The sequence below is a fragment of the Desulfurococcaceae archaeon genome (assembly GCA_038845865.1).
In the GTDB taxonomy this organism is placed as follows: Archaea; Thermoproteota; Thermoprotei_A; order Sulfolobales; family Desulfurococcaceae; genus UBA285.
Window position 1 is genome coordinate 1 of the sequence record JAWBQJ010000008.1, and the last position, 25,831, is coordinate 25,831.

Here is a 25,831-nt window from a genome sequence, read left to right on the forward strand (position 1 = left end):
CTACTGCTAAGACCAAGTGGATTTTAGGCCATGGCTGGGATCACGAACTCTTCAAGGAGAGACGGTGGCCCACTCGCTGGGACAGAGATGAAGTGGTACCCGACAAGCCCGTGCTCCTGACAAGGGCGTGTTTGCACGCCGGCGTGCTGAATACAAGTGCACTAGAATTAACGGGTCTTTCTAAAAGCCACGTCAACGGGGTTTTAAGAGACTCTTCAGGTAACCCGACAGGCATCGTCGTGGAGGAGGCGCTAAAAATTGCGCGGGAAAAAGTCAAGGGAATGCTGGGATTTAAGGACTACCTCGAGCTGGTAAAGGTAGCACAAAAACACCTACTATCGCAGGGCATTACCACAGTAGGCTTCGTTAGTTGCGGACTTACTCCGCTAAAAGCTCTCTTGGAGTTGTGGAGAAGCGGCGAACTAAATATTAGGGTTAGAGTATACTTAAACCCCGTAAACGGAGGAGTAGATGTCGTAAGTGTTCTTCGAAATCTCGGCGTAAAGGCTGGTTTCGGAGACGACCGCTTGAAGATCATGGGGGTAAAGCTATTCCTAGACGGCGCTCTCGGGGCTCGAACAGCCTGGCTCTCGGAACCATATTCAGACGATCCACAAACATCTGGGTATCCCGTAATGGACTTGAAAAAGCTCGAAGAGTTCGCAAAGCTCGTAGATGAGGCTGGATTACAGCTCGCTGTGCACGCCATAGGAGATAAAGCGGTCAAGGAAGCTCTCAACGTACTCCGCGAATTACCAGGTACTAGGAAACTTAGGCACAGGGTCGAGCACGTATCCCTCATCAAAGACGATGACTTGAAACTGATGGCGGAGCTGGGAGCGACGGCCGTCGTTCAACCGCACTTCGTCATATCCGACTGGTGGGCCATGAATAGGCTTGGCAGGAAGAGGGTAAGGTGGCTTTATAGATTTAAATCGCTTATAGATACCGGCATACCAACATCGTTTTCCACGGATGCACCGGTGGAGCCCGTAAATCCGTGGGAAACAGTGTACGCGGCCGTTACGCGGGGTAGGTACGAGAACGTGCCCTTCTACGAGGACACGATTCAAGAGTCCTTGAACACTATAGAGGCTCTACACGCGTACACTTACGGTTCTGCCTACGTCATGCACGATGAACGGGAGCTAGGCTCGCTCGAGCAAGGGAAGTTCGCCGATCTCTTAGTGATCGATAGAGATCCCCTTTCCACCCCTGAACGCGAACTACGCTATATTAGAGTCCTCGAGGTATATGTTGGTGGTGCCAGAGTTTGGCCGAAGTAGATGTTAAGCGCTGGAAAGAGGTTATCAGCGGCATCGAGGTAGAGATCTTAGAGTTTACTGACACTGTGGAAACTGTTGAAAAGGCCTCAAGGGTGAGCAGTGAACCTCCTAGTAGGATTGTTAAAACACTGTTGCTTAAAATGGGTAATGAGTACATAATAGTTGTAGTTCGAGGGGATAGGAAAGTGGATTACAAGAAGGCATCGCGATTACTGGGCTTTAATATATCGCTGGCAAGGCCCGAAGAGGTGAAAGCCGTCCTCGGCGTGGAGCCCGGCACGGTCACGCCCATTACCCAGTCCGTGAGGAGCTTAAGGACAATATTAGATCCTGCGATTTTGGAGACCGAGTACATACTGTGCGGTGGTGGGTCCCTACATAGGTTGTTCAGGTTAAAAACGAAAGACCTTTTAAACTTCCTCAACCCGGAAGTCCTCGATATCTTCAAGTAGCATACCTTTCGCGTGGTAACTTGCTTCGAGTGTTAAAGGCGGGACTACCTCGTGAAAACCATGCTCTCGTTCTTGACCCGAGACTGGGAAATAAAGCTTAGGCCGAGTTCAAGGCCGGAAATACTGGTCGTTGAAGTAGCCACTACGTGTAATTTAAACTGCATTCATTGCTTTAGAAAAAGCGCGTACAACATGAAACCATGTGTTATGAACTTAGAGGTTTTCGAAAAACTCCTAGATAACGCCTTGGATGCTGGTGTTAGCAAGATAGTGTTCTCGGGGTGGGGTGAGCCTTTTACAAACCCGCATATAAGGCACATGATAAAGTTTTGTAAAAATCTCGGCTTGAAGGTAGCGGTGAATACGAACGGTACACTAATTGAGAAGTTCTTTGACATTGTTGTCGAATGCGTTGATGAACTCTACCTATCTCTCGACGCTGCGACGGTGAGAACGTATAGCTCTGTACGGCGTTCCACGGCATTTAACGAGGTTGTAGGGAGTCTAGTTAAGTTGGTAAATAACAAGCGCGTAAGGGGCTCATTGAAGCCCGTGGTTAAGGCCATATTCACTATTACGAGAATAAACATGAACGAGGTCTCGGAATTCCTCGAGCTGGTTTCTAAAATTGGCATAAATGAAGCAGTATTCACGCACACAATACCACACAGCCAGCTCATGCACGCTGAGTGCATGGATTTCGAGAAGTGCATTGAAGAATTCCATTTTAAGCTTAAGGATGCTTTAAGCAGTATCAAAGAGCTCGGCGTGACCGTAACGGCGCCTCGTAAGCTCGGCTCTACGCCTCTCTCCTGCCCTTTCGCGGAGAAAAGGGCATTGTTCATTAGGTGCGACGGAGCCATTGCTCCCTGCATATACTACGCGTACACTTGGAGTCCACGCATACTAAGCATTACGAGGACTATAAAGGAGGTCGTACTGGGTGATGTTAGTAGAGATAAGCTCATAGAGGTATGGCGAAACGCCTATTCTAAAATGCTATTCAAACTCTACTTTAAGAAAATGCCATCGTGCTTAACGTGTACTTTGGTGAACTACTGTAGTAGGACGAGGAGCAACGAGGCGGATTGCCTTGGAAACGCACCTACGTGTGGGCAGTGCCCATACCTACATGGATTAGCATTTTGCCCTCTGTGAAGAGGCGCGTTAAAAGCCGGGGATAAGGGATCAAAAAGGAGGTGTGTTAAGCGGGTAATAAACCCTCTTTTTCAAGCAGGTCGGCGAGGTGCTTTAAGCCTAGCTCCTCTAGCTTCGCTCTCGTAGGCCTGCCTTTAACCCATCCGCGAACCTTGTAGTATTCAGGTAGCATTTCACTTAGCCTAACGACATGACCTTTAGAGGGCCCCTCCGGCATTGGTTCTTCTAGTAGCCTCCTCGGCAAGGTATCATACTCTTCTCCGTCTCCGAATGCTAGCGCGTTAAACACTCGCTCGGCGTTGTATATTCTCTCCCCTACTCTTTCGAACTCTTCCACCGTGACGTTCCACCCGGTAACGGCTGACAGCTGTTCCGCAATCACGTCTGACCAGTAGGCGAACGTCACGAATTTACATACAACTAGGCTGTCTAGTGTTGCGAATACGTCTTGGAACTTCTTAAGCCACTCTGCCTTGCCCCTGGTTTCAAACCTGTCAAGTAGTTGTGGCATGCCCAGAATTTCCGGCGCGATCATGTACGCCCTTAAGTGACAACCGCCTCTATTACTTGTGGCGTATCCTAATCCATGGCCCTGAACGCCCCTAGGATCGTATGCAGGGAGCTCCTGGTTTCTTACAACCATGGCCACTTCCGGCGCACCGTACTTTGCCGCCAGCCTTGCGGCACCCTCTGCTAGGTCATCGCCTATGCCCGACCTATAGGCCGTTCTCCAAGTAAGCTCAACTATTACCTCCGGGTTACCCCATTCAACCTTTAAGCCCCTTAACGCCTCCAACGGTACTTTACCCTTCTCAACAAGCTCCATGAGAGCGGCTATTGTTGCGCCCATAGATATGGTGTCTATTCCGAGCTCGTTACACAAGAAGTTGGCTTTTGAGACCGCCGCGAGATCGCCTGTACCAGTAGATGCCCCGAGAGCCCACACGGTTTCGTATTCGGGTCCGCCGCCTTCACCGGTGAATGGTGGTTTAGTTATCCTAGTATAGCGTGCACAGCCTATTTCGCAACCCCAGCACTTTTCCTCCTCAGTCATTTTCCAGTCCATGATCTCGCTCGAGATCGCCTCGCCGCTAATCTTACTGGCTTCCGCGAAAACACCTGTTTTGAAGTTTCTCGTCGGGAATATGCCATGGGCATTTATGACGTTAACCAGGACGGCAGTACCGTATTTGGGTAAAGCTTGTGAGGTAACGGGTGATTTCTTTATCAGCTCCATAGACTTTACTGCAACTTCTTCCAGCTTTTCTTCGCTTGCTACAGGCGGCTTCATGTGCCCCCTAACAGCTATTGCTTTAAGCTTCTTGGAGCCCCATACGGCTCCATGCCCGCCTCTACCCGCCGCCCTGTTCTTATCGTTCATTATGTTGGCTATTTTAACGAGGTTTTCTCCCGCCGGGCCTATGCAAGCTACTTTAACTTCTTTGGCTTCATCCCTACCCACAACTTTTGCAAGCTCATCCTTCACCGTGTCTGTCGTTGCGTGAACGTCTTTACCCCAGAGGTGCCTGGCATCCCTGATCTCCGCCTTGCCATCATATATCCATAGGTACACGGGCTTCTCCGAAGCGCCTTCGACGATCACTACGTCAAAGCCGGCGAACTTGAGTTCCGGCCCGAATTTCCCCCCACTGTGTGAATCGTGCACGGTGTTTGTTAATGGCGACTTTGTTACCGAGCACCACCTGCCCGAGGAGGGTATACCCGTAACACCCGTAAGCGGGCCCGTGGCAACGATGACCTTGTTCTCGGGACTGAGGGGATCTACCTTTGGATTGACCTCTTTCAGCATATAGTATACTCCAAGCCCCCTACCGCCAATCCACTTTCTGAGGACGTCTTCTGGTGGAAGGTCTTCCACCGCTACCCTACCGTACGATAGGTTTACTCTGAGGACCTTACCCATATAGCCTCCGAGAGGCATAGATATCACCTTCTCCACCTAGATAACCGCCCCATGATATTTAAATTTAATCACCAAGTTAGGGGCTACCCTCCTCCCGCCGGTGGGAACACGTCTATTACTGCCCCATCAGGTAGCACCGTATCGAGGCCTTTTAGTAGCCGCATGTTTATCCCGTTAATGAGGATCATGTAGTCATCGGGATTCGATAGAACCAGCTCTCTCAGGTCTTCCAAGGACTCTAACACGTCTCTAACTGTTATGGTTTCCTTGTCGAGGTGAACGTCCTTTTTACTCCACTTAAGCTTCTTGGCTATGTCCATGTACAGGTTTATACGTATAAGCACCCCTAGCACCTACAAACTTATTTTACGCTAGGCGATTATTATACTCCGTATCCAATAGCCGGCGTGCCTGAGGGCATCTCCATGAAGTTCGCTTTTCTATGTAGAAAAGCGCCACCTCGCATAGGTAAACGCGTCGCGGTTATCGGTGCAGGGCCTGCTGGACTTGCCATAACGGGCTACCTGGCTTGTAGAGGATACGATGTCGACGTTTACGATAAACTACCGTACCCAGGAGGACTCATGACTTTTGCAATACCACGTCGTAGAATACCCGTTGAAGACGTTCTTGAGGGGTGTAAAGACCTCGAGGAAAACTTCAACGTGAAATTCCACTTAAAGACCAAGGTATCTGCTGGTAAGGGCTTCGACGAAGGCGACGAATTCGTAGAGAGTAACATAGACCTTGCCGAGCTACTCGAAAGCTATGATGGAGTTGTAGTGGCTACCGGGACCTGGAAGTCTAGAAGGCTTGGAGTAGAGAACGAAGATGCCAAAAACGTTACTACTGCTTTAGGTTTTCTTTACCACCGAAGACTAAAAGAACTAAAACTAGCCGTGGAAACGCCCCTACCTAGCCACGGTAGAGTCGTAGTTATCGGTGCAGGATTGTCAGCCGTAGATGCCGCGGAGGAGTGCCTCCTAGCGGGTGCGAGAGAGGTTTACGTGGTTTACAGGAGGAGTATTAGAGAAGCGCCTGCAGGCGCTTACAGGATACGGGATCTCGTGAAAAACGGGGTAAACTGGATCGAGCTCGCCTACCCGAAGAGAATAATTGTGGAAGGCAATTACGCCAAGGGGGTTGAGTTCGTCAAAGTAAAGCTCGGCGAGCCCGACGAGACCGGGAGGCCTAGACCGATACCTATACCTGGCTCCGAGTTCATCATAGAAGCGGACCTGATAATAAAAGCCGTTGGCGAAGTGCCCACCCCCCCAATATACTCTGGAGACCTAGCCAAGTACGTCGACAGTTCCGGGAGACTAATTGTTGAAAGCTACAGGATACCGGGTACAAATGTTTTCGCTGTAGGGGATGTCGTTACAGGGCCTTCGAAAGTGGGTTTAGCTGTAGACCACGCGTTAAAGGCCTCAAGGATAATAGACCACGCCCTATCGGGCGAGAAAATCGCGCTTACACATGTGTTAGGCAAAGTAGAGCATGTTGAAACGCCAGGTATTGAGAAAGCTTCCTGGATAGATAGCGTTGGCGAAAACGTGTGTAAGTACCTGGAAACGTATGGCATTGTGAAATCCGAAAACTGCTTAAAACTACCACCTTTCATCAGGGTCTTTGACTACTCGAAGTGTATTGGTTGTGAAACATGTAGCGCTGTATGCGGGTTCGTGCATGAAGGGAAATCCCTTATTAAGATTAACAAGACCGAAGACGGGTTGGTATTTCCAACCGCGTGTCTTCACTGCGCAAATGCAGGTTGCCAAGCCGTATGTAAGAGGAATGCCATTGTTAGGGGGGATTTAGGTGAAGTGCTAATAGATTACAAAAAGTGCAATAGGTGTATGGACTGCCTAATAGCGTGCCCGGTGCGAGCTATGAGGCTGAGTAGAGGCGAGATAATTAACTGTGATCTCTGTGCGCCCCTCAGGAAGGTAGGGCTCGGACCAGCGTGCATGTCCATGTGTCCTAGTAAAGCCATAGCACTAATGGAACGCTAGTAGTTGGCCACCCCACCTCCGTGGTCCACGCGATTAAGGACGCGGAGGCCCTCTCTTAACTCACCTCGTCGCGTACGCTATGACCTGGTTCGGCGCGTCGGCAGGCACATATACTACCGTTTTGTTAAAACCTGCCTCGTTAAGGAGGCGTACAACTTCACCAGAGTCAACTACGTTTGTATGCACCTCCACCACGATCGCGCGCGTTCTTCGCAATTCACCCAGGGCCTCCTTCAGCACGTCTACTTCTAACCCCTCAATATCGAGTTTTAAAACGTCAAGAACGCCAATATAGCCAAGTAAGTTACTCATCTTAATGCACTTCACTTCGATAACGCTCTCCACGCTGGCATAGTGCTCTACGTGTTCTCTTAGTAGGGAGGAGACAGCTGGGTAGTCCCCCACATAGAGCTTTTTGAACCCGCTTTCAGGGCACACCGCGATGGGATATGCATAAACGTGGCTTAGCCTGTTTAAACGTATGTTTTCGTATAGTAAAGAAAAGATCTTCTCGACTGGTTCAACAGAGTAAACCACTCCGCCAGGATCGACTAAAGCCGCTGAGGCCACCGTGTAAAAGCCCAGGAACCCGCCTACGTCGAGTACTCTATTACCAGGCCTGGGCACCACACCTGGTACCTGGTAGTAGTCACAGAGGACGTGTTCTAGATTGTAAAGCGCTCTTTCAGCATAAAGCGTAGGTACCAGGAACGCGAGATCCTTTCCAGCAAATTCTACCGTGACCCTGTAGAGCTCGACACCCATCCTACTAAGCACTCCTAACAAGTACCCGTAAAACCTTAACTTAAGGTCGTAGCCCTTGCAGGTGGGTAGGTCAGTAATGCCATCCTTCTTCACGGCTCTGACAGCTCACCCGGTTCATCATGCATTACTACATATGTACAAACCCCTATTTAGCCGGGAGTAGGGAGTACATCAAGGTGGTTGAGGCCCCCAGAAGTGGCCATACACATACTTCTCGAATTTCACCTTTAAGTGCCTTATTAGGTACGAACGTGGAGTAAGCAGTATGAAGAACAAGGGCTGGTAAACGTGGTTAAGCCGGAGTACGTCGTGTGGATCTTCACGGCTACCTGCAACCTCGACTGCTTACACTGCTATACGTATAGATTCAGAAAACAACGGGAACTACTATTAGACGAAAAAATGGAGCTAGCTAGAGATATTGGTGAGACGGGAGTAAAGTACGTTAACTTAACTGGAGGCGAGCCGCTAATACACCCACACTTACCGCGCTTGCTTGAAATACTACACGAGTACGATGTAGAGAAGAGTGTAGTAACGAATGCTACGGCCATACGTGAAAGTGTTTTAGATGTACTTTACCGTACGGAGACCTACGTCTTCGTAACAATTGAAGGTCCAAGAGAAGTACACGATAAAGTTAGAGGTAAGGGCTCCTATAACCTGGCTACTCGTGGAGTAGAACTGGTAAGGAAAAAGCTGAACTCCCTCTCCATCGTTTCAACGGTCAATAAAATCAACTACGAGAGGGTGAGCGACGTAGTCGACTACGCTGCAAGCATCGATGCCGAAGAATTGGCATTGCTACCCGTAATGCCCAGTGGCAGGGCACTCGAGTCAGGGATTTATGTTAGTGCCGAAGAGTACTTCAAAGCGATTGGTAATGTCTGGGAGCGAGCCCGGGAATATGGGCTTGAAATATCGGCTTGGTGTACTCCTTGGGTCCCACTACTTAAAAAGGACATACATTTCTGGTTCTGCAGGGAAATGAAGGGTATGGACGTAGATCCTTCTGGGGATGTGCTACTTTGCGATATACTGGACTTCAAGATAACGAGTGTAAAAGAGAAGGGTGTTGCAAGAGCTTTCGAGGAATTCAGAAACCATGAACTAGTCAAAAAAGTTGCAAATCCGCTTCAGTTACCGAAAGCGTGTAAGGCCTGCCCAATATCATGGGGTTGTCGTGGAGGGTGCTACGCGAGATCCTACATGTTGAGCAACGACTTAAATAGCGGAGACCCCCTCTGCCCTAGAATAGCCGGTTTAGTGTAGTTCTCCAAAAGCAATCGTGTTATGGTACTAGGAGACGTGGAGTACCTGGAAAAGTAAACAGCGCATAAGAGGGAAGGATGAGTGCTGGGCCTAGAACCAGCTAGGGGTGTGAATTTTAGGTTTATTTTCTAGGCGTAATCATTTACGTAGTGGGGGTTTCATTGAGGATAGTGAATGTCGAAGAGGCCGTCGGTAAAAGGCTTGCTCACGACTACACGTGCATCGAACCCGGATTTAAAGGAGCCGTGAAAAGGCGAGGCGAAATAGTGGGAAGAAACGATGTCGAGTTATTGAAAAGGTGCGGTCACTATTACGTTTACGTAGAAAATGGCGAGGCTGTTAGCGAGGGAGAAGTACACGAAGTCGAGGCAGTTTTATGGCTTGGCAAGGCCATTTCCGGCGAAAACGTAGAAGTTAAAGCAGTAGAAGAGGGCAAGGCACTTCTCTACGCAATGGTGAACGGGCTACTCCTGGTCGACTCAGAAAGGCTCAAGAAGGTAAACTCAACGGGCGTTTTCATAGTGGTTACTAGGAGAACCGGCGACTACGTCAAAGAGGGCGACCTAGTCGGCGTAGTAGACCTTGTACCGCTAACCGTGGAAAGATCACTCGTTGAAAAGCTAGTAAGAGATATTGAAGGCGAATACCCGGTTATTCGCGTTATGAAATCCAAGAAACCGAGAGTCGCTGTACTAGTCACTGGAACGGAGATCGTCGAAGGCTTGAGAAAAGACCTGGCAGCACCAATAGTAGCGGAGAAATTGAAGCGGTATGGCTGCGAGCTTGGCGTGGTCGAGTATGCCCGGGATGACATCGAGGAGATAGCTAGGAAGATGGAGTTGCTTTTACGAGATCACGAGGGAGTAGTGGTGACGGGAGGAATGAGCGTTGATCCCTCAGATCACACGCCAAGGGCTATAAGGCGGGTAGCCGACGAGGTGGTGATCTACGGTGTACCGATAAAGCCCACTACGATGAGCATGATAGCTTATCGGGGCAGTAAACCGATCATAGGGGTTTCTTCGGGGTTAATACACTATCCCGATCAGAACATACTAGACGTGGTCTTGCCTTGGATTTCAGCCGGTGTGAAGGTGCGCAGGGACTACTTGTTGTCGCTTGGCGAAGGGGGTTTAATGGAGAGCTTCCTTAAACGCAAACACTGAGTATAAGCCTCCCTTCCCGTGCTCGGAAACCAGCACCTCACCCATCAGTGTCATTTCCGTAAAGCTACCCCTTCCTGTACTCCTCGTCTATTTTCTTTAATCTTGCGATGTTAATGGCCTCGGATGGATCGGGTTCTTTGACGGAAAGCCACGCGTCGATTATTTCCCGTGCTAGTATATCGGTCACTAGCCTTCCACTCATCGCGAGTACGTTAGCGTCGTTCCAAAGCCTAGCACCCCTCGCCGTTTCGGGGTCGTTACATAGAGCTGCCCTTATTCCAGGAACCTTATTAGCTACGATCGAGACCCCCGTACCAGTATAGCAGACCAACACGCCAAAATCAGCCTCACCACGGGAAACGGCAAGCGCTACTTCGTGGGCTACATCAGGCCACGGTTCTGGCTTACCCGTCTTCAAAGACCCTCTTACCAGCACTTCTAAGCCTTTCTTCTTCAAGTACTCTAGAGCTTCGCGGGCACAAGCGTAGAGGTCGTCTGAGCCAATAGCGACTCTGCGCATGTTTCCTCTACCGGGTTACCTATATCACCATGACCGGTATTTAGCCCTTATGGCTTTTACTGAGCTCTGCAGCACCCCGGCCAGAGCTGGGTGCCGAGGAGTACGGAGTTATAAGCTTTATTTACCCCAGCGAATACAATACAGTACCAGGGGATGTGTCGTGTTGAAGGCAATAACCACAAAGTCCTTAGCCCTAATCCTCATCATAGTAGTGCTCGTCGTCGCGGTCGCTGCAAGCGTGTACTTTATGACCGGACCAGCCCCTGCAGGTACTACGGTTAAAGAAATCACGATTGGGATAATCGAGCCGTTAACGGGCAAGTACGCGATATTCGGGCAGGAAGCTGTATGGGCTGCAGAGCTAGTTGTAGACGTAGTAAACAACGAACTAGGTGGAATAAAATCCCTTGGCGGTGCTAAGCTAAGACTGGTGGTTGAAGACGCGGGCACTAGCCCCGAAGAAGCTAGATTAGCCGCCGAAAGGCTAATAACGGCGCACAAGCCAAATATAGTTCTTGGAGCGTACATTAGTAGGCTAACGGCAGCCGTCGCGGAGGTAACAGAAGCGAATAAAGTTGTACTGGTAATGGACGCGCTAGTCGACTCCTTGACTGAAAGAGGCTGGTTATATGTCTTCAGGATTGCGCCGAAAGCATCTATACACGGTAGAAGTGCTGTTAAGTTCCTGCTCGACATGGCTAATCAGCAGGGTGTTGAATTAAAGAAGATCGTAATTATTCACGAAGACTCCATTTTCGGCACGTACGTTTCTCAAGGTGCACACCTGGAAGCTATTAGCAACGGTATAGAGATCGCCGCGCACATATCGTACCCGTACGATATCGCGGACTTTTCTCCAATACTTGACACGATTAAAAGAATCAACCCCGATGCAGTAGTATCTGTACCGTACTTCTCCGATGGAGTGCTTTTCGCGAAGCAGTATGCCGAGAGCGGGATTAAGATAAAGTTCATTGCAGGTGCCGGTGGTTGCGGGTATACCGACCCGGACTCCATAAAGGCGGCGGGCGAAGCCGTTCTCTACTACACCAACACGTATAGCTTTAACCCGTACAAGCAAACTGAATGGAATAGAAAAATTGTATCTAAGTTCACGGAGAAGTACGGTAAATTACCTACCGAGGCCGCTGGAATAATATTCTACTCCCTGTTTGCAGTCTATGAAGCCCTTGAAGCGTCGGGTAAGATGTTCCCGCAAGATCCACTTAACCCGGATAACCTCAGGCAAGCATTTCTAAGCCTAGACCTCAACGAGACGAACAGCATTGCCGCACAACTATACCCGTCTGGTAGAATAAAGTTCGCACCTAACGGTGAAAACCTATACCCGTTAGCAGCCATTCTACAAGTGCAGAGAGTGAATGGAACGCTCACACCAGTACTAGTGTGGCCTGAGCCGCAACCCGGAGTTAAACCTGTATTTCCCAGACCTTAAACCACGAGACCTTGCTTTTTATTCTTATACCTTGGAGCACCACAATGATGCGTGGGGCCGGGCATGACGGGGATAGATCCTACTTTAGTCGTGAGCGGTATTGTTAACGGACTAGTTCTCGGAGCCCTTTACGCGCTAGCTGCACTAGGCCTCTCGCTAGTATTTGGCGTACTGGATATAATTAACTTTGCCCATGGAGACCTCATAATGCTGGCATCTTACGTGGTGTACTTAGTGGCGTTATCAACGGGCCAGTTGTGGCTCGCCTTCGCGGCAACGCTTGCCGTTTTTACGTTACTGGGAGTTAGCATATACCGGGGGATTATTCACCACGTACTCGGCAAAGAGCCGCTCATACAAATAGCTATCACCGTGGGCTTGGGATTAATACTCCAAAACATAGCGTTGGCCATTTTTAGGGCCGAACCGAAAGCCCTTCCCCAGACGCTTTTCCCTCACCCCATTACGCTAGGCTTCATCAGCATTAGCGCTAACAGGCTGTTTACCGCGTTTATATCGTTAATCCTCATAGTTCTCGTACACCTGTACTTAACGAAGACTAAGCCCGGTTTGGCGTCATTAGCTGTTGCCGAGAATAGGGAGGCCGCGTGGTTAATGGGCATCAACGTACCAGTAACGTTCATGTTGACGTTTGGTCTCGGAACAATACTAGCGTCCATTGCAGCCTTTTTATGGATGCAGATAGGCCCAGTAGACCCCTATTTAGGGACTATTTTTGGGCTCGTGTGCTGGATTGTAGTAGCGCTTGGGGGGCTCGGAGGGGTGACCGGAGTTATAGCTGCCGGGCTCATAATAGGCATCCTAGATAGCCTTGGAAGCGTTTTTCTAACCCCTTCAGGCAAGTTCATACCGATGTACCTGGCATTCATATTAACGTTGTGGTTTAGGCCGAGAGGCCTTTTCGCTAGGAGGTGAGCACGTTGAAGCCCACTGTTAGAGACTACTACGGTAGAATACTAGTCGTCGTATTACTGCTGGTAGCGATGTACTTCGTAGCCAGGCTCGAGAGATACTATTTGCTCTTCATCATAAATATCCTCTACTTCGCGAGCATAGTGCTGGCATGGAACATCATAGGAGGGTATGCCGGCCAGCTGGACCTTGCATCGGCAGCGTACATGGCTACAGGCGGCATAGTAACCGCCTTACTAATCGATAACTTGAACATACCTCCACTAATAGCGGTGTTCGGGGGAGGGCTGACATCCGCCGTACTTGCAGGCGCTATCGGCTTCCCAATGTTCCGGTTTGGGGTTAAAGAAGTGTGGTATGCTTTGTCAACGGCAGCCCTCGTAGTCATATTAAACAACGCAATACGCCTACTGATAGGTCCCTTCGAATACTACCTAGCCGCGAGGCCCATCAAGACGTACGACGAGCTATACCTGTACACTTCTATAGCGCTCCTACTTGTATTGGTATTTAACAATGTCATTTCAAGGTCCAAGTTGGGGTTCTACTTGAGGGCTATAAGAGAAGACGAGCTGGCTGCTGAGGCTATAGGCATAGATACGCGTAAGTACAAGTTACTCGCATTGCTGGTATACGCGTTCATTGTCGGGTCTCTTGGCTATCTCTACATCGCGTTAATAGGCTATTTCTACACGTACAGATTTTACGACACTAGCATATCAGTTAGCATCGCTATATTAGGTATCATTGGGGGGCTTGGTAGCGTTGAGGGAGCGCTAGTCTCGGCTGTTATACTCAGAGGCGTTGGTGAGTACCTGAGAGCACACTTCGCGTACATAATACCTGGACTTCACCTACTTCTATATGGTATAGTGCTGTTGGTGATAGGGATCTTCGAGCCAGAAGGCATTGCGGGGCTTTCGAGGAGGATTTACAGCGTTCTCAGAGGTGCCAGGTCATGAGCGACCCTCTCCTCTATACAGTAAACCTCGTTAAAAGATTTGGCGGTATAAGAGCACTTGACGGGGTGAATTTCTCCGTTGAAAGGGGCGTTATAAAAGGTCTAATAGGTCCCAACGGCTCGGGTAAAACAACACTCATAAACTGCATTACAGGCGTAGTTAGGCCGGACAGCGGTAAGGTGATCTTTAATGGACTAGATATAACTGACCGCCCACCTCACCAGGTCGCTAAAATAGGCATTGCAAGGACCTGGCAGATAGTGAGGCCTTTCAAGAAAATGTCTATAATTGACGCGGTCACCACGGCCGCCCTTGTGAGGGTTAGAGAGATCGAGAGGGCGCGTGGCGAGGCAGAAAGTATTTTACAGGTGCTCGGTTTCAGTAGGGAAACCATGAAGAAACGTGGTAGTGAGATAACCCTCATGCAACACAAGATAGTAGACCTTGCGAGAGCCCTCGCGCTGAAGCCGGCGCTCCTCTTCATAGACGAGATCGCGGCTGGCCTCCGCCCAGCCGAGGTAGACGAGCTGGTCAAGATATTGAAAAATGTCCACGAGGAAATGGGCATAACGATGGTCGTGGTCGAGCACCTCATGACGTTCATAATGAAAATAAGCGATGTCGTCTCCGTGATGCACGAAGGTAAGCTAATAGCCGAAGGAGCCCCCGAGGAGATCTCTAAAAACCCGAAAGTGATCGAAGTGTATCTAGGGATGAGGGTGTGAAGATGTCGCTTTTACGTCTTGAAAACGTGAATGCTGGATACGGCGAGTTTAGGGTCTTACACGATATCAGCCTCGAAGTAGGACATGGTGAAATAGTAGCTATCGTAGGGCCTAATGGCGTGGGAAAAACCACGTTATTGAAGACTATAATGGGTCTCACGACGTTATATAGTGGCAAGATAACTGTCGAAGGAGTAGATGTAACGAGGGAAAGCCCCGACAAGAGGGTTAAGCGGGGGCTAGTACTAATACCCGAGGGAAGGGGGCTGTTTCCCAGTTTAACAGTGAGAGAAAACCTACTACTAGGAGCGTATACTGTTAAATCCAAGAAAGAAGTGATAGAGAGGCTTGAACTGGTATATACGCTATTTCCGAGATTAAGAGAACGAGAACTACAGAAAGCGAAGACGCTTTCAGGTGGAGAAGCACAAATGCTAGCCATAGCTAGGGGCCTTATGAGCAATCCCAAGTTACTAATGCTAGATGAACCTAGCCTCGGGCTTGCACCCAAAATCGTCGTAGAGGTTTTCGAGGTCGTAAAAAAGCTACGTGAACAGTATAGGATATCGATCCTCTTAGTAGAGCAGCACGTGAAGGAGTCCCTGGAAATAGCCGATAGGGGGTATGTAATACAAGGTGGTAGAATAATTGCAAGTGGTAAGAGCAGTGACTTGCTGAACGTCGAAGAGCTTAGAAAGATCTACATGACTAGGTAAACGTTAAAGGCGCTTACCTAGTGCCGTGCTACCTCGAAAACCCCATGAGCCTCAAAACTTCTAGTTTTAATTCATGGTTTTCAAACCTACCTCGCGCAGTCATCGTTACTATTACAGCGTTGCTTTTAACGCCACGCATTACCATGCAGTAATGCTTTCCCCGAACAACAACCATCACGCTACCGCTACCCGTGAGCTCGGATATCTTATCAGCGACGTCTTCAGTATACTTCTCTTGTAATTTTGGAAAACCCGCTTCCTCTAGAACGGCTCTAACGAGTTTGCTTATGCCTACAACGCTGTTCTCGGGCACATAAGCGACGTAGACGGTGTAATCGACTGGTAGTAGGTGGTGAGGGCACAGCCCGTAGGCCTTTATACCGGTTGCTACCACGATATCCCCGTGTTTACTGAAGTACTTGTAGTCTTCGGCGGTGAGCTTGCTCGATAACAATTCCTCGTAGAAATCGGCTACTCTCTGAGGGGTCTCTCTGAAATCTGGGTCATCTACACTTACACCAATACCTTCCAATATTAACTGTACGCCCTTCACGATTTTTTCTTTATTAACTTTAGCAGTACCCATCGGCAGCGCACCCCTCGACTAACATCTACGCGGAATTCACCAACCACTCGAGAGGCTTTCAGGGATCACCCGTCAAGCCCATGTAGTTTTACCCGCCCTCGTAAAGCGAAGGCATGAGCACAACTTCTTCGCCATCTTGCAAGCGGTAGCTCTTTGACCCGGTTATTTCAACGTTGTTGACAAAAACGTGAAGAAGAGGAAGCATTTCAAGCCACTTTTTAAAGTTTACATGACGCCGTGAGAGCTCTTCCACCAGTGCTTCTACGCTGGTACCTTCTGGTACCTCCACGTATTCGTAACTCTTACCCACTATTTCTGCAAGTAGTCCAGCGTACCTTACACGTATCCTTATGAGCCTCATTTTAACCCCTAAACTCCGACCTAGACTTAGCCGCTTTTAATACTGCTTTGAATATGTTTATGTAACCTGTACACCTGCAAAGAACGCCTTTGAGATACTCTCTCACGTCGTCTAGTGTTGGCTGAGGCTTTTCTTTCAGTAAGTATTCCGACATCACTACGAACGCTGGTGTGCAGTATCCACACTGTATTGCACCTTCTTCGATGAGTGCTTTCTGAACATCTGTGAGTTTTTCCTTCGATAACCCTTCGATCGTTGTCACCTCGCGCCCATTAACGTCCACTGTGAGTGTTAAACAAGCCAATACGGGCTCGCCGTCGACCACTACAGTGCATCCACCGCACTCTCCAATACCGCATCCGTACTTGGTACCTGTAAGCATTAATCTTTCTCGCAAGGTGTTTATTAATAATTCGTTTGGCTTAACATCGAGTTCTACCAATTCTCCGTTAACCTTAAAGGATACCTTGACCACGCCGCTCACCTCACCAATCTTTCATAAGCCGTGTTGATGGCATCCCACGTGAGTACCTTTACTATGTACTTCCTGTACTCGGCCGTGGACCGGGCGTCCGTGATGGGGGAAACCTCCTCTTCCAGGGCATTCAGTGCTTCTCGTAACTCCTCCGAGTATAGCTTCAAGCCACGTATAAGTGATTCCGTCTTCCTAGCTCTTATGGGTTTTGGTGCAACGGAGCCTAAAGCTATCCTTGCATCCCTAACGACCCCGCCCTCACCATCGATGTAGACTGCTGAACTCGCTATCGCCAGATCTACCGATACCCTTGAAATTTTCTTGAACGCTGAAGAGCCCTTACCGGTCTTTTCCGCTATGATCTCCACTAGCATCTCATTAGGTTTCATAGAGGTCTTACCAGGGCCTACGAAGAACTCCTCTAGGGGGACGACCCTCTCCCCGCTAGTGCTCGCGATCAGCGCTTTAGCGTTATGTACAAGTAGTGGTGGTGCTGTGTCGGCTGCCGGGGATGCGTTACAAAGATTCCCCCCAATAGTAGCCATGTTCCTGATCTGCACGCTACCCATTAGCTTCACCGCGTCGTAAAGTGCTGGTAAGTACTTCTTCACGATCTCCGATTTCTCTAGGTCACGTAGTCTGGCAAGAGCACCTATTCTAACGAGGTCGCCGTCTTCCACTACGTAGTTTAAACCCGCTACTTTCTTTACGTTTATTATTACTTTGGGCTCGACAAGCCGCGCTTTGATCTTGACTAGAAGGTCCGTTCCACCAGCTAGTATTCTAGCGCTTTCGCCGTACTCATCTAGTAGCATTAAAGCCTCTTTTAGGGTCCTCGGCTCGTAGTACTCAAATTCCACTGGAATTATTCTCGTATTTCGCCCTGTTACGTTAACTGGGGGAACTTTGAGCTCTACCATTCGAGTCCACCTTTTTCTCTGAGCGCAGCTATGACCTTGTCTGGCGTTACCGGTAACTCGTAGAAGCGTATGCCAATTGCGTTGTAAACGGCGTTTAAAATGGCACCTACTGCAGGGTTCATCGCGGCCTCTCCGAGCCCTTTAGCGCCGAAGGGGCCTGCAGGCTCGTAAGTGCTTGCAAGTAGCACTATGAAGTCTTCGGGTGACACTACATCACCCGCTGTCGGTATCTTGTAATCGGTGATCAGCATCCTGCCCATTATTTCGCCTGTTACCGGGTCGTACTGGGTATTCTCACTGAAAGCCATACCCCACGCCATTGCAAAGCCTCCATGGAGCTGCCCTTCGACCATGTCAGGGTTTATCGGCGTACCAACGTCAGCGCCAGCTACCACCTTGATGGGCCTTACCTTGCCCGTCCACGTATCAACCTCTACCTCGACGAAGTAGACGGTAAAGCTTGGCGGAGCCGATGTTGCCCTATATGTAACCGCCGCTACTAGCGTACCCCAGTTCCTCTGCCAAGCCGTTTTCGCCACTTCTCTCAGTGGTATTTTAATGTTCGTTCCTTCCACATACACCACTGCTTCTCTGAGCTCGTCATCGTAACGTATCTTCAACGCATCGGGGTTAACGACTCTTTCGAGAATTCTTACCGCTACCTCGAAGATCTTCTGTTTCAGTATCTGGGCTGCCCTCCTAGCGCACTCCCCTCCAGCATAGGTACCTCTTGATGCGTGAGTACAGACGTCGTAGAGAGTGTTCTCGGTTGTAGCCGTTGCTAAGTTTATGAGGTCCGGCGGGACTCCTAGCTCTTCCGCAATTATCTTCACATGCGCGTCGAGTGTTCCACCGCCATGATCCTGTAGCGCGGTAATGTAGTCTAACGTTCCATCCTCGTTTAGCTTCAATATACACCCGGTATAATCTATTACCTCCCCGCTGATCGGGCCGCCAGCGCTCGACGTGTGAAAGCCCCTGGCAACGCCTATTCCGCGCCTAAATCTCCCTTTCTTCTCGTCCGGGTGAACGCGCTTATTCCATCCTATAAGCTCTTTGCCTCTAAGCAGTAGTTCTGGCACTCCATCGGACTTTATGACGGACCTCACCGTTGGTCCCTGGCCCCAGAATATATCCCCTCTGCCTACGTAGTTCTTGAGCCTGATGTCTATAGGGTCTAGCCCCAGCTTCTCGGCTATCTCGTCTACCATGGTCTCGACGGCCCACTGCACCTCCGGCGCGCCGTAGCCTCTCAGGGCGCAACCCGGAACTTTATTGGTATAGACTGCTATGCCCCTGTACCTTATGTTCTTCCACTTGTACATCGACACGAACCAGCCTAGGCTCGTGCCGAGTAGTGGGTATGGCTGTACTTGGTGGGCACCAACATCTAGTACGTTAACAAACTCTGCTCCCGTGAACGTGCCGTCGTTTTTAGTACCTATTTTTATTTTGAAGTGGAAAACGAAGTTCGAGTGATCTAGCATGTCTTCTTCTCTAGTGTACGCTATTTTAATGGGCTTCCTTGCCTTTAAGCACAGCGCTACGGCTATTGGTACCAGGTAGTTAGTCTGTATACTCGATCCGAAGGAGCCTCCTATAGGGACCTTCACGACGTTTATTCTGCTCGCTGGAATATCAAATAACTGGCTTACTAGTATCCTCGTGTTATGGATGGTCTGGGTCGTTGTGTATATTGTAAGCTTTCCACCGGGTTCCGGCACGCATAAAACCGCTTTAGGCTCTAACTGCATGTGGTAGCGCTTACCCGTTTTAAACGCTCTTTCAAGTAGTAAGTCTGCTTCAGCAAACCCCCTTTCCACGTCGCCTTCCTCGTAATCTAACCTAGCTGCAATGTTGTTTTCCACGTCTATCCACTTACCCCCCTTCATTATCTTTTCATGTATCTTGGGGGCGCCGGGCTTCATCGCCTCCAGCGGATCTAATATCGGTTCGTGTACTTTCTCAAATTCCACTCTAATGGCTTCGGCAGCCCTCTGAGCGAGTTCTTCAGAAGGTGCCGCGACGGCAGCTATGGGTTCTCCCAGGTATCTTGGTTTGTACGTTAAGACGTACGTGTCCTTGTACGTCACCTCCTCGATGCTCACGAGCCTCGGATTAAATGGCCTTTGAGGTACGTCATCGGGTGTTATGACGATTGCACCCATTTTAACGGCTTCACTCACGTCTATTCTCCTTATATCCGCAAACGCGTAAGGGCTTCTAACTATTTTTCCAACGAGCATGCCGGGTACTTCGAGGTCGTTGGTGTACTTTAAGGTTCCTGTAACTTTGGCTTCTGCATCCTTGCGTGGCGTCCTTTTACCTATGAACCTGTAACTAGTACTGGCCACCGGCATTCACCTCGAGGAGGGTTTTCCGCACCGCTTCGACTATTTTAACGTAACCAGTGCACCTGCACAGATTCGCGACCTGCTCTTTGACGTCTTCCACGTCCTTAATTCTACCCTGAACTATCCCAGCCCACGCGGTAAGGAGTATTCCCGGCGTACAGAAACCGCACTGCACCGCGCCGCTTTCAGCGAAGTTCTTTACCAGGGTCTTGAACAAACTATCTCCCTGCAAGCCCTCGACCGTGATCACCTCTTTGCCGTCAGCCTGAACCGTTAGTACCATGCATGATAAAACAGGGTTACCGTTTACTAGTACTGTGCAACTACCACACTCTCCCCGCTCACACCCGCGCTTAACGCTCTTTACCCTAAGCTTTAGCCTAAGGGTGTTTAGCAGTACTTCGCGGGGGTCTACATCGACTTGTACGAGCTTACCATCTAACTTGAACTTCACGATCATTCAAAGCCACCTCTGTAAGCACCCTTAGTGGCCTCCAATAGTAGTTCCCTGACCAGTAGCTTAGATAGGTAAAGCCTGTACTCTGCCGGCGCCCTCACATCGGTTATTGGTGATATATCCTTTACGACCAGCTTAGACGCCTCTTCGAATACCTCCAAGGTGGGCTTCTTGCCGACTAAAGCCCTCTCCACAGTGTAAGCCCTTACAGGCTTCGGAGCCACGGAGTTCAATGCTATTCTAACATCGCTGATCACCCCATCCTCGAGCTTTAAAGCCACGGCAACCGCGACAACTGACATGTCGTGACCACGCCTTCTACCGATCTTGGTGTAGGCAAAGCCGGCTTTCCCGAGCTTTCTATAAGGTACGATCACCTCCACGAGGAGCTCATCAGGCGCTAGGGCTATTTGCCTCGGCCCCAAGAAGAAATCGGTTATGGGTATGAACCTCTCTCCGCGTATACTCACTGCCTTCACCACCGCCTCGTAAACGAGTAGTGGTGGTGCTGTGTCGGCTGCCGGGGATGCGTTACAAAGATTCCCCCCAATAGTAGCCATGTTCCTGATCTGCCAGTAAGCGAACTCCCGCGCTACTAGCCTTAGTAGAGGAGTCTTCTCTGCAACGATGGATGAGTCCAGTAACTCCTGTATAGTCGTAAGTGCACCGACGTGGAGTGACTCCCCCGTATCTCTAATATACTTCAGGCTGCTGATCCCGCTAATATCAACCACGTACTTTGGCCTGTACCTCCCTGTCTTCATGTCGAGAACAAGGTCTGTCCCTCCGGCTAGTACCTTGACGTCTCTCCGCTCGGCTAAGAACTTCACGGCATCTTCCACGCTTAACGCCTTGTAGTATTCGTATTCGGGAAGCCTATACATCACTTTACCTCACCCTCCGAGCCTGCCGAGGTATTCAAGTACCTTCCACGGTGTGAGCGGTGTCGAAGTTATGTTAACTCCAAGAGCAAATGCTACGGCATTGGCAATGGACGCCGGGCCTGGGATCAACGCCATCTCCCCAACACCCTTAGCCCCGAAAGCACCGTGCTTAAATACGTCTTCGACGAACACCGGCTCAGCGACCTCCGGCATGTCCCTGGCCGTCGGCAAGACGTAGTCTGTGAAGTTCGCATTCAATATTCTACCCTGTTCGTCGAAGTACAGCTGCTCCATTAACGTGTAACCTACTGCCTGGGCCACCGCGCCTTCAAGCTGCCCTTCAACCTGTAGCGGATTAATAATTCTACCCGCCGCGAGCCCGGGGTAAACCCTGAGAACTTTCACGTTACCCGTCCACGTGTCGACTTCAACTTCCGTTACCAGGGCTATAAAGCTGTAGGCGGGGTACGCGAAGCCCTGCCCCACGGTCTCGTCGAACCTGCCCTTGGGGAGGTAGTAGTAGCCAGTAGCGCTCATCTCTACTCCCCTGGCGTATGCTTCGCGCACGAGGTCTTTCCACGAAATGCGCTTGTCGGGATCGCTCTTCGAGTAGACCTTGCCTTCCCTGAACACCAGGTCACCCGGGTCAACGTTTAGAATGCGAGAAGCTAGCTGCGTTAGCCTTTCTCTGAGCTTAGCAACGGCAACCAGCACTCCCAGCCCACCTATACCGGTACCCCTTGATGCGTGCGTGGCGCCACTATCGGGTGCCTCCGTAGTCGCGAACACCACTTTAACCAGTTCGCAGGGAACCCCTAGCACTTCGGAAACTATCTGCGTGTGCGAAGACGTTGGAGAGCCCTGACCCATCTCCACTATTCCGGTGTAAACAGTCACTGATCCGTCTAGCTCCACCTTTACGTACGCATTAGACCAGTCCGGTACGGCTCTAGAGGTACTTATACCATGCCAGCCGAGGGCTATACCTATACCGCGCTTAAACCTAGAACTCCTATTATTGAATTCCCCGTATTCCTCCCTCTTCTTCCTCCAGCCGGAGACTTCCGCGATTTTCTTGACCAACTCGCCTACGCCTACCGAGTGCTCTAGTAGCTGACTTGTAATCGTAAGTGAGCCTTCTCGAAGAACATTTCTCAGCCTGAATTCAACCGGGTCTAAGCCGAGCTTCTCGGCTAGCAGGTCCATTTGCCTTTCAACGGCGAACTGTATTGAGAGGTTGCCGAAGCCTCTAAAAGATCCCTGATAGACCTTGTTGGTGTATACGGCGTAACCGTCGACCTTGGCGTTAGGAACTTCGTAGGGGCCTGAGGCGTGCATCGTGGCCCTCCATAGTATGAATGGGGCTCTATTAGCGTAAGCGCCCGTATCGTGTATTATTGTAACATCTATCGCCGTCAACTTCCCGTTGGAGTCCGCTCCGCTTTTATACTTGATTATCGCGGCCTCGCGCTTGGGGTGAACTTTAATTGAATCCTCTCGGCTGTAGAGCACGAAGGCCGGCTTACCGGTTAGGTGCGCCACTAGGGCGGCTTTAGCGCAAGTTAGCGGCCCTTCATCGTCTTTTCCTCCAAACCCCCCACCAATGTAAGGTGCTACTACTTTGACCTTGCTTGCCGGAACTCCGAGAACCCTTGACACTATTTTCTGCCCCAGGTGCGGGTATTGAAGTGCGCCTATAACCGTTACTCTGCCTTCAGACTCCGGTATTGCTAAAGCTGCTTCAGTCTCGAGGTACGCGTGCTCCTGGTGGTGTAACCTGTACTCGTTTTCAACAACAACATGCGCCTTGGCGAGCCCTTCTTCCACGTCACCCTTCCTAACCCTAGTTGTAAAGGCTATATTCGAGCCCCTCTCCTCATGTACGAGTACGTCGCTTCTCTTCATAGCTTCGAGAGGGTCTAGTACGTATGGTAGTGGCTCGTACTCGACGTGGATGTCCTCAACCGCTTTTATCGCCTTGTCGTAATCCACAGCCGCTACTAACGCGACTACCTCGCCCGCGTACCTCACCTTGCCCTGTGCCAGCAACGGCTGATCCGGAATGGCGTATCCCACCTGGTTCTCGCCGGGTACGTCTCTGGCTGTAAATACCCCGTAGACGCCTTCAAGTGAGAGCGCTTTAATGGGATCAATTTTCACTATCCTCGCGTGAGGGTGAGGACTTAAAACCTGCTTTACGAAAAGGGCGTTACCGATAACGTAGTCTACGAAGTAGTCTTCTGTAAACATAGCCTTGCCTAGCGCCTTCTCAATCGCGTCTACCCTGGTAACGCCCTTACCAACCACGATATACGATTCCGCGGAGATCCACTTTTCCACGAGCTTGTAGGGGTCTTCCAAGCTTAACCCCTGTAAGACTAATGGGCGAAGGGTAAATAACGCTTTACCTCACTAACCTAGTAAACAGGGGTGGTGTAGGTTGGCTAGCTTACTCGTAAAGAACGGTCTCGTGGTGACTTCCACGGGTGTATTTAAGTGGGATGTGAAGATCGTTGAAGGGGTGATTGTGGAAATAGGTACTGGAATACCATCTACTGGTATTGATGAGGTAGTTGATGCAACGAACTGCTACGTGTTTCCAGGCGTTGTTGACGAGCACGTGCACATGAGGGAACCCGGCTTAGAGTACAAAGACGATTTCGAACATGGATCCAAGGCGGCTATAAAGGGTGGGGTAACGACAGTTATTGAACACCCTAATACAATTCCACCCGTAGAAAATAGCAGTAAACTAGTATCTAAGGCTAGGTTGTTAGAGCCGAAAGCTTACGCAGACTTCGCCCTGCTAGGCGTACTTCACGACGCTAACTTACACGAGTTCGAGGATATGTTGGGAGCGGGTGCCATCGGATTTAAGATATTCATGGGCCCTACTACGGGTAACATCCCACCACCTAGTGACGCTTCACTTTACGAGGCCATGTACAAGTCCGCGAAAACCGGTACTAGGGTTATGTTTCACGCAGAAGATCATAACATAGTTACGTACTTCACCGAGAAGCTGAAAGCAACGGGTAGAACGGACCCCTTGGTACACGAGGAAGCTAGGCCCCCTCTAGCGGAGGTTTACAGTATAGTGAAGATAGCTACCATCGCCAAGTATACCGGCGGTAAAGCCCACGTAGTTCACGTATCCTCTGTAGACGCCCTCGAGGCTGTTAAAGCCGCCAAAAACCAAGGTGTTGATGTAACGGCCGAGACCTGCCCCCACTACCTACTACTAGACAGAGAGGACTACTACAAGCACGGACCCTTGATCAAGGTCAACCCACCAATACGCGGGGGAATTCACAGGAAAGCGCTATTAGAGGCTGTGGTAGGCGGGCTACTGGATGCTGTGGGGTCGGATCACGCGCCGCACTCGCCCGAAGAGAAGTCTAAGCCCATATGGGAGGCTTCTGCGGGGTTTGCCGGTGTCCAGACACTGCTACCACTAATGGTTGACGCGGCGCTTAAAGGTGCAATACCCATAACCAGGGTGCCCCAGCTACTCTCGGAAAACCCGGCCAAGCTGTTTAAGCTATGGCCGTTTAAAGGAGCACTAGTACCGGGTTCTAGTGGAGACCTCGTAGTGGTCGACCCAAACGGCACCACCGAGATCACCTCCAGCTGGCTTGAATACAAATACAAGCTATCACCTTACGTAGGCTGTAGGCTCAGAGGCAGGGTAAAACACGTGGTCTTAAAGGGACACGTAGTCGTAGCCGATGGAGAGTTAACGGGTAAGAAGGTCGGCCGCTGGGTTAAACCACCAGTACCTTCTAATTACTCCGCGCTCACCGGTGTTTAACACCCGCTAGCGCCGGGTAAACGAAAGCGGGTCAAGCCCCGTGGCGCGCTGAAGTCGCTTTCAATTCTTTTCATTGTATTCTGTTATATATGTTTCTCCAGTCTCCCCGGTCTCGATGTCCCTTTCAATTCTTTTCATTGTATTCTCTAGGTTATTCACGCTCTCTAATACCTCTTGGGGTATTTCTCTTTCAATTCTTTTCATTGTATTCATGTCTACAGCTAGGGACGCTATTGTCTGAGCGACGATCGCGACCTTTCAATTCTTTTCATTGTATTCGATTCTACATCTTTTCAGATGAACCCAACGACTTCACGATAGAGCTTTCAATTCTTTTCATTGTATTCTCAACATCGTACATGAATATCACGGACTGCCTCTCGTAGCTTTCAATTCTTTTCATTGTATTCTATGAATATATCGCTGAGTAGCTTGTAGAGCAACTTCACCAGCCTTTCAATTCTTTTCATTGTATTCGGGATGTCTACATGAGCATCATGGAGATGGGAGGTGTAACCTTTCAATTCTTTTCATTGTATTCCGAGGGATACATCATTGTGAGGTTCAGGTCTCCGACCGATGCAACTTTCAATTCTTTTCATTGTATTCACTCCACGCGTGAACACTTGACCA

At 49.9% G+C, this 25,831-nt stretch carries 24 protein-coding genes and 1 CRISPR repeat array; of the genes, 12 read left to right on the forward strand and 12 right to left on the reverse strand.

Annotation, left to right across the window (positions count from 1 at the left end):
• From QXU03_07675 to QXU03_07685, 3 genes are all read left to right on the forward strand, one after another.
• On the forward strand, positions 1-1,286 hold a 1,286-nt coding region (locus tag QXU03_07675; protein ID MEM2171606.1), incomplete at its 5' end, for an amidohydrolase.
• On the forward strand, positions 1,274-1,738 hold the full coding sequence (locus QXU03_07680) for a YbaK/EbsC family protein (GenBank protein ID MEM2171607.1): 465 nt from the start codon (positions 1,274-1,276) through the stop codon (positions 1,736-1,738). The genes QXU03_07675 and QXU03_07680, both read left to right, overlap by 13 nt.
• Before the next feature lie 60 nt (positions 1,739-1,798).
• A complete protein-coding gene (locus tag QXU03_07685) occupies positions 1,799-2,896 on the forward strand; it encodes a radical SAM protein (protein ID MEM2171608.1) in 1,098 nt (365 codons plus the stop codon).
• 46 nt (positions 2,897-2,942) lie between these two features.
• Here the strand turns inward: QXU03_07685 and QXU03_07690 are convergent, their stop codons facing one another.
• Positions 2,943-4,856, reverse strand: coding sequence for an aldehyde ferredoxin oxidoreductase family protein (locus tag QXU03_07690; GenBank protein MEM2171609.1), 1,914 nt, complete (start codon positions 4,854-4,856; stop codon positions 2,943-2,945).
• 47 nt (positions 4,857-4,903) lie between these two features.
• Positions 4,904-5,164, reverse strand: coding sequence for a MoaD/ThiS family protein (locus QXU03_07695; protein ID MEM2171610.1), 261 nt, complete (start codon positions 5,162-5,164; stop codon positions 4,904-4,906).
• 63 nt (positions 5,165-5,227) lie between these two features.
• On the opposite strand from QXU03_07695, the gene QXU03_07700 reads away from it, so the two are divergent.
• Positions 5,228-6,835, forward strand: coding sequence for an FAD-dependent oxidoreductase (locus tag QXU03_07700; protein MEM2171611.1), 1,608 nt, complete (start codon positions 5,228-5,230; stop codon positions 6,833-6,835).
• A gap of 60 nt (positions 6,836-6,895) precedes the next feature.
• Here QXU03_07700 and QXU03_07705 read toward each other — a convergent pair whose 3' ends face one another.
• The gene (locus tag QXU03_07705; protein ID MEM2171612.1) at positions 6,896-7,693 is read right to left on the reverse strand and encodes an FkbM family methyltransferase; all 798 of its coding nucleotides are present in this window, start codon (positions 7,691-7,693) and stop codon (positions 6,896-6,898) included.
• Between the two features lie 195 nt (positions 7,694-7,888).
• On the opposite strand from QXU03_07705, the gene QXU03_07710 reads away from it, so the two are divergent.
• Both QXU03_07710 and QXU03_07715 read left to right on the forward strand, forming a co-directional pair.
• Positions 7,889-8,872 (forward strand): radical SAM protein, encoded by a 984-nt coding sequence (locus QXU03_07710; protein MEM2171613.1) that lies wholly within the window; start codon positions 7,889-7,891, stop codon positions 8,870-8,872.
• Between the two features lie 170 nt (positions 8,873-9,042).
• Entirely contained in the window at positions 9,043-10,038 is a 996-nt protein-coding gene (locus QXU03_07715) for a molybdopterin-binding protein (protein ID MEM2171614.1), read from the forward strand.
• A 64-nt stretch (positions 10,039-10,102) separates the two neighbouring features.
• Here QXU03_07715 and QXU03_07720 read toward each other — a convergent pair whose 3' ends face one another.
• Positions 10,103-10,558: an RpiB/LacA/LacB family sugar-phosphate isomerase gene (locus QXU03_07720; GenBank protein ID MEM2171615.1), complete on the reverse strand. Its 456-nt coding sequence runs from the start codon at positions 10,556-10,558 to the stop codon at positions 10,103-10,105.
• A 160-nt stretch (positions 10,559-10,718) separates the two neighbouring features.
• On the opposite strand from QXU03_07720, the gene QXU03_07725 reads away from it, so the two are divergent.
• From QXU03_07725 to QXU03_07745, 5 genes are all read left to right on the forward strand, one after another.
• Positions 10,719-12,014 (forward strand): ABC transporter substrate-binding protein, encoded by a 1,296-nt coding sequence (locus tag QXU03_07725; protein MEM2171616.1) that lies wholly within the window; start codon positions 10,719-10,721, stop codon positions 12,012-12,014.
• A gap of 63 nt (positions 12,015-12,077) precedes the next feature.
• The gene (locus QXU03_07730) at positions 12,078-12,950 is read left to right on the forward strand and encodes a branched-chain amino acid ABC transporter permease (GenBank protein ID MEM2171617.1); all 873 of its coding nucleotides are present in this window, start codon (positions 12,078-12,080) and stop codon (positions 12,948-12,950) included.
• Between the two features lie 5 nt (positions 12,951-12,955).
• The gene (locus QXU03_07735; GenBank protein MEM2171618.1) at positions 12,956-13,909 is read left to right on the forward strand and encodes a branched-chain amino acid ABC transporter permease; all 954 of its coding nucleotides are present in this window, start codon (positions 12,956-12,958) and stop codon (positions 13,907-13,909) included.
• Positions 13,906-14,634, forward strand: coding sequence for an ABC transporter ATP-binding protein (locus QXU03_07740; GenBank protein MEM2171619.1), 729 nt, complete (start codon positions 13,906-13,908; stop codon positions 14,632-14,634). The genes QXU03_07735 and QXU03_07740 overlap by 4 nt, the downstream gene beginning before the upstream one ends.
• 2 nt (positions 14,635-14,636) lie before the next feature.
• Complete coding sequence (locus tag QXU03_07745; GenBank protein ID MEM2171620.1) at positions 14,637-15,350, forward strand: ABC transporter ATP-binding protein; 714 nt, start codon at positions 14,637-14,639, stop codon at positions 15,348-15,350.
• Positions 15,351-15,378: 28 nt separating this feature from the next.
• Here QXU03_07745 and QXU03_07750 read toward each other — a convergent pair whose 3' ends face one another.
• The 8 genes from QXU03_07750 to QXU03_07785 form a co-directional block, all read right to left on the reverse strand.
• Positions 15,379-15,936, reverse strand: a complete 558-nt coding sequence (locus tag QXU03_07750) for a GTP cyclohydrolase I (protein ID MEM2171621.1) — start codon at positions 15,934-15,936, stop codon at positions 15,379-15,381.
• Between the two features lie 88 nt (positions 15,937-16,024).
• On the reverse strand, positions 16,025-16,297 hold the full coding sequence (locus tag QXU03_07755) for a MoaD/ThiS family protein (protein ID MEM2171622.1): 273 nt from the start codon (positions 16,295-16,297) through the stop codon (positions 16,025-16,027).
• A gap of 1 nt (position 16,298) precedes the next feature.
• A complete protein-coding gene (locus tag QXU03_07760) occupies positions 16,299-16,772 on the reverse strand; it encodes a (2Fe-2S)-binding protein (GenBank protein MEM2171623.1) in 474 nt (157 codons plus the stop codon).
• A gap of 5 nt (positions 16,773-16,777) precedes the next feature.
• Positions 16,778-17,692 carry a xanthine dehydrogenase family protein subunit M gene (locus QXU03_07765; protein ID MEM2171624.1) on the reverse strand — a complete coding sequence of 305 codons (915 nt, stop codon included), beginning with the start codon at positions 17,690-17,692 and terminating at the stop codon, positions 16,778-16,780.
• A complete protein-coding gene (locus tag QXU03_07770; GenBank protein ID MEM2171625.1) occupies positions 17,686-20,046 on the reverse strand; it encodes a molybdopterin cofactor-binding domain-containing protein in 2,361 nt (786 codons plus the stop codon). Before QXU03_07770 ends, QXU03_07765 begins: the two co-directional genes overlap by 7 nt.
• On the reverse strand, positions 20,033-20,506 hold the full coding sequence (locus tag QXU03_07775) for a (2Fe-2S)-binding protein (GenBank protein ID MEM2171626.1): 474 nt from the start codon (positions 20,504-20,506) through the stop codon (positions 20,033-20,035). The genes QXU03_07770 and QXU03_07775 overlap by 14 nt, the downstream gene beginning before the upstream one ends.
• Entirely contained in the window at positions 20,503-21,387 is an 885-nt protein-coding gene (locus QXU03_07780; GenBank protein ID MEM2171627.1) for a xanthine dehydrogenase family protein subunit M, read from the reverse strand. Before QXU03_07780 ends, QXU03_07775 begins: the two co-directional genes overlap by 4 nt.
• Before the next feature lie 9 nt (positions 21,388-21,396).
• Positions 21,397-23,748, reverse strand: a complete 2,352-nt coding sequence (locus tag QXU03_07785) for a xanthine dehydrogenase family protein molybdopterin-binding subunit (GenBank protein ID MEM2171628.1) — start codon at positions 23,746-23,748, stop codon at positions 21,397-21,399.
• 79 nt (positions 23,749-23,827) lie between these two features.
• Between QXU03_07785 and allB the strand changes: the two genes are divergently transcribed.
• Positions 23,828-25,198: an allantoinase AllB gene (allB, locus tag QXU03_07790; protein MEM2171629.1), complete on the forward strand. Its 1,371-nt coding sequence runs from the start codon at positions 23,828-23,830 to the stop codon at positions 25,196-25,198.
• A gap of 57 nt (positions 25,199-25,255) precedes the next feature.
• A CRISPR array of direct repeats spans positions 25,256-25,807; the repeat unit is 24 nt; unit sequence CTTTCAATTCTTTTCATTGTATTC.
• Positions 25,808-25,831: the final 24 nt, after the last annotated feature.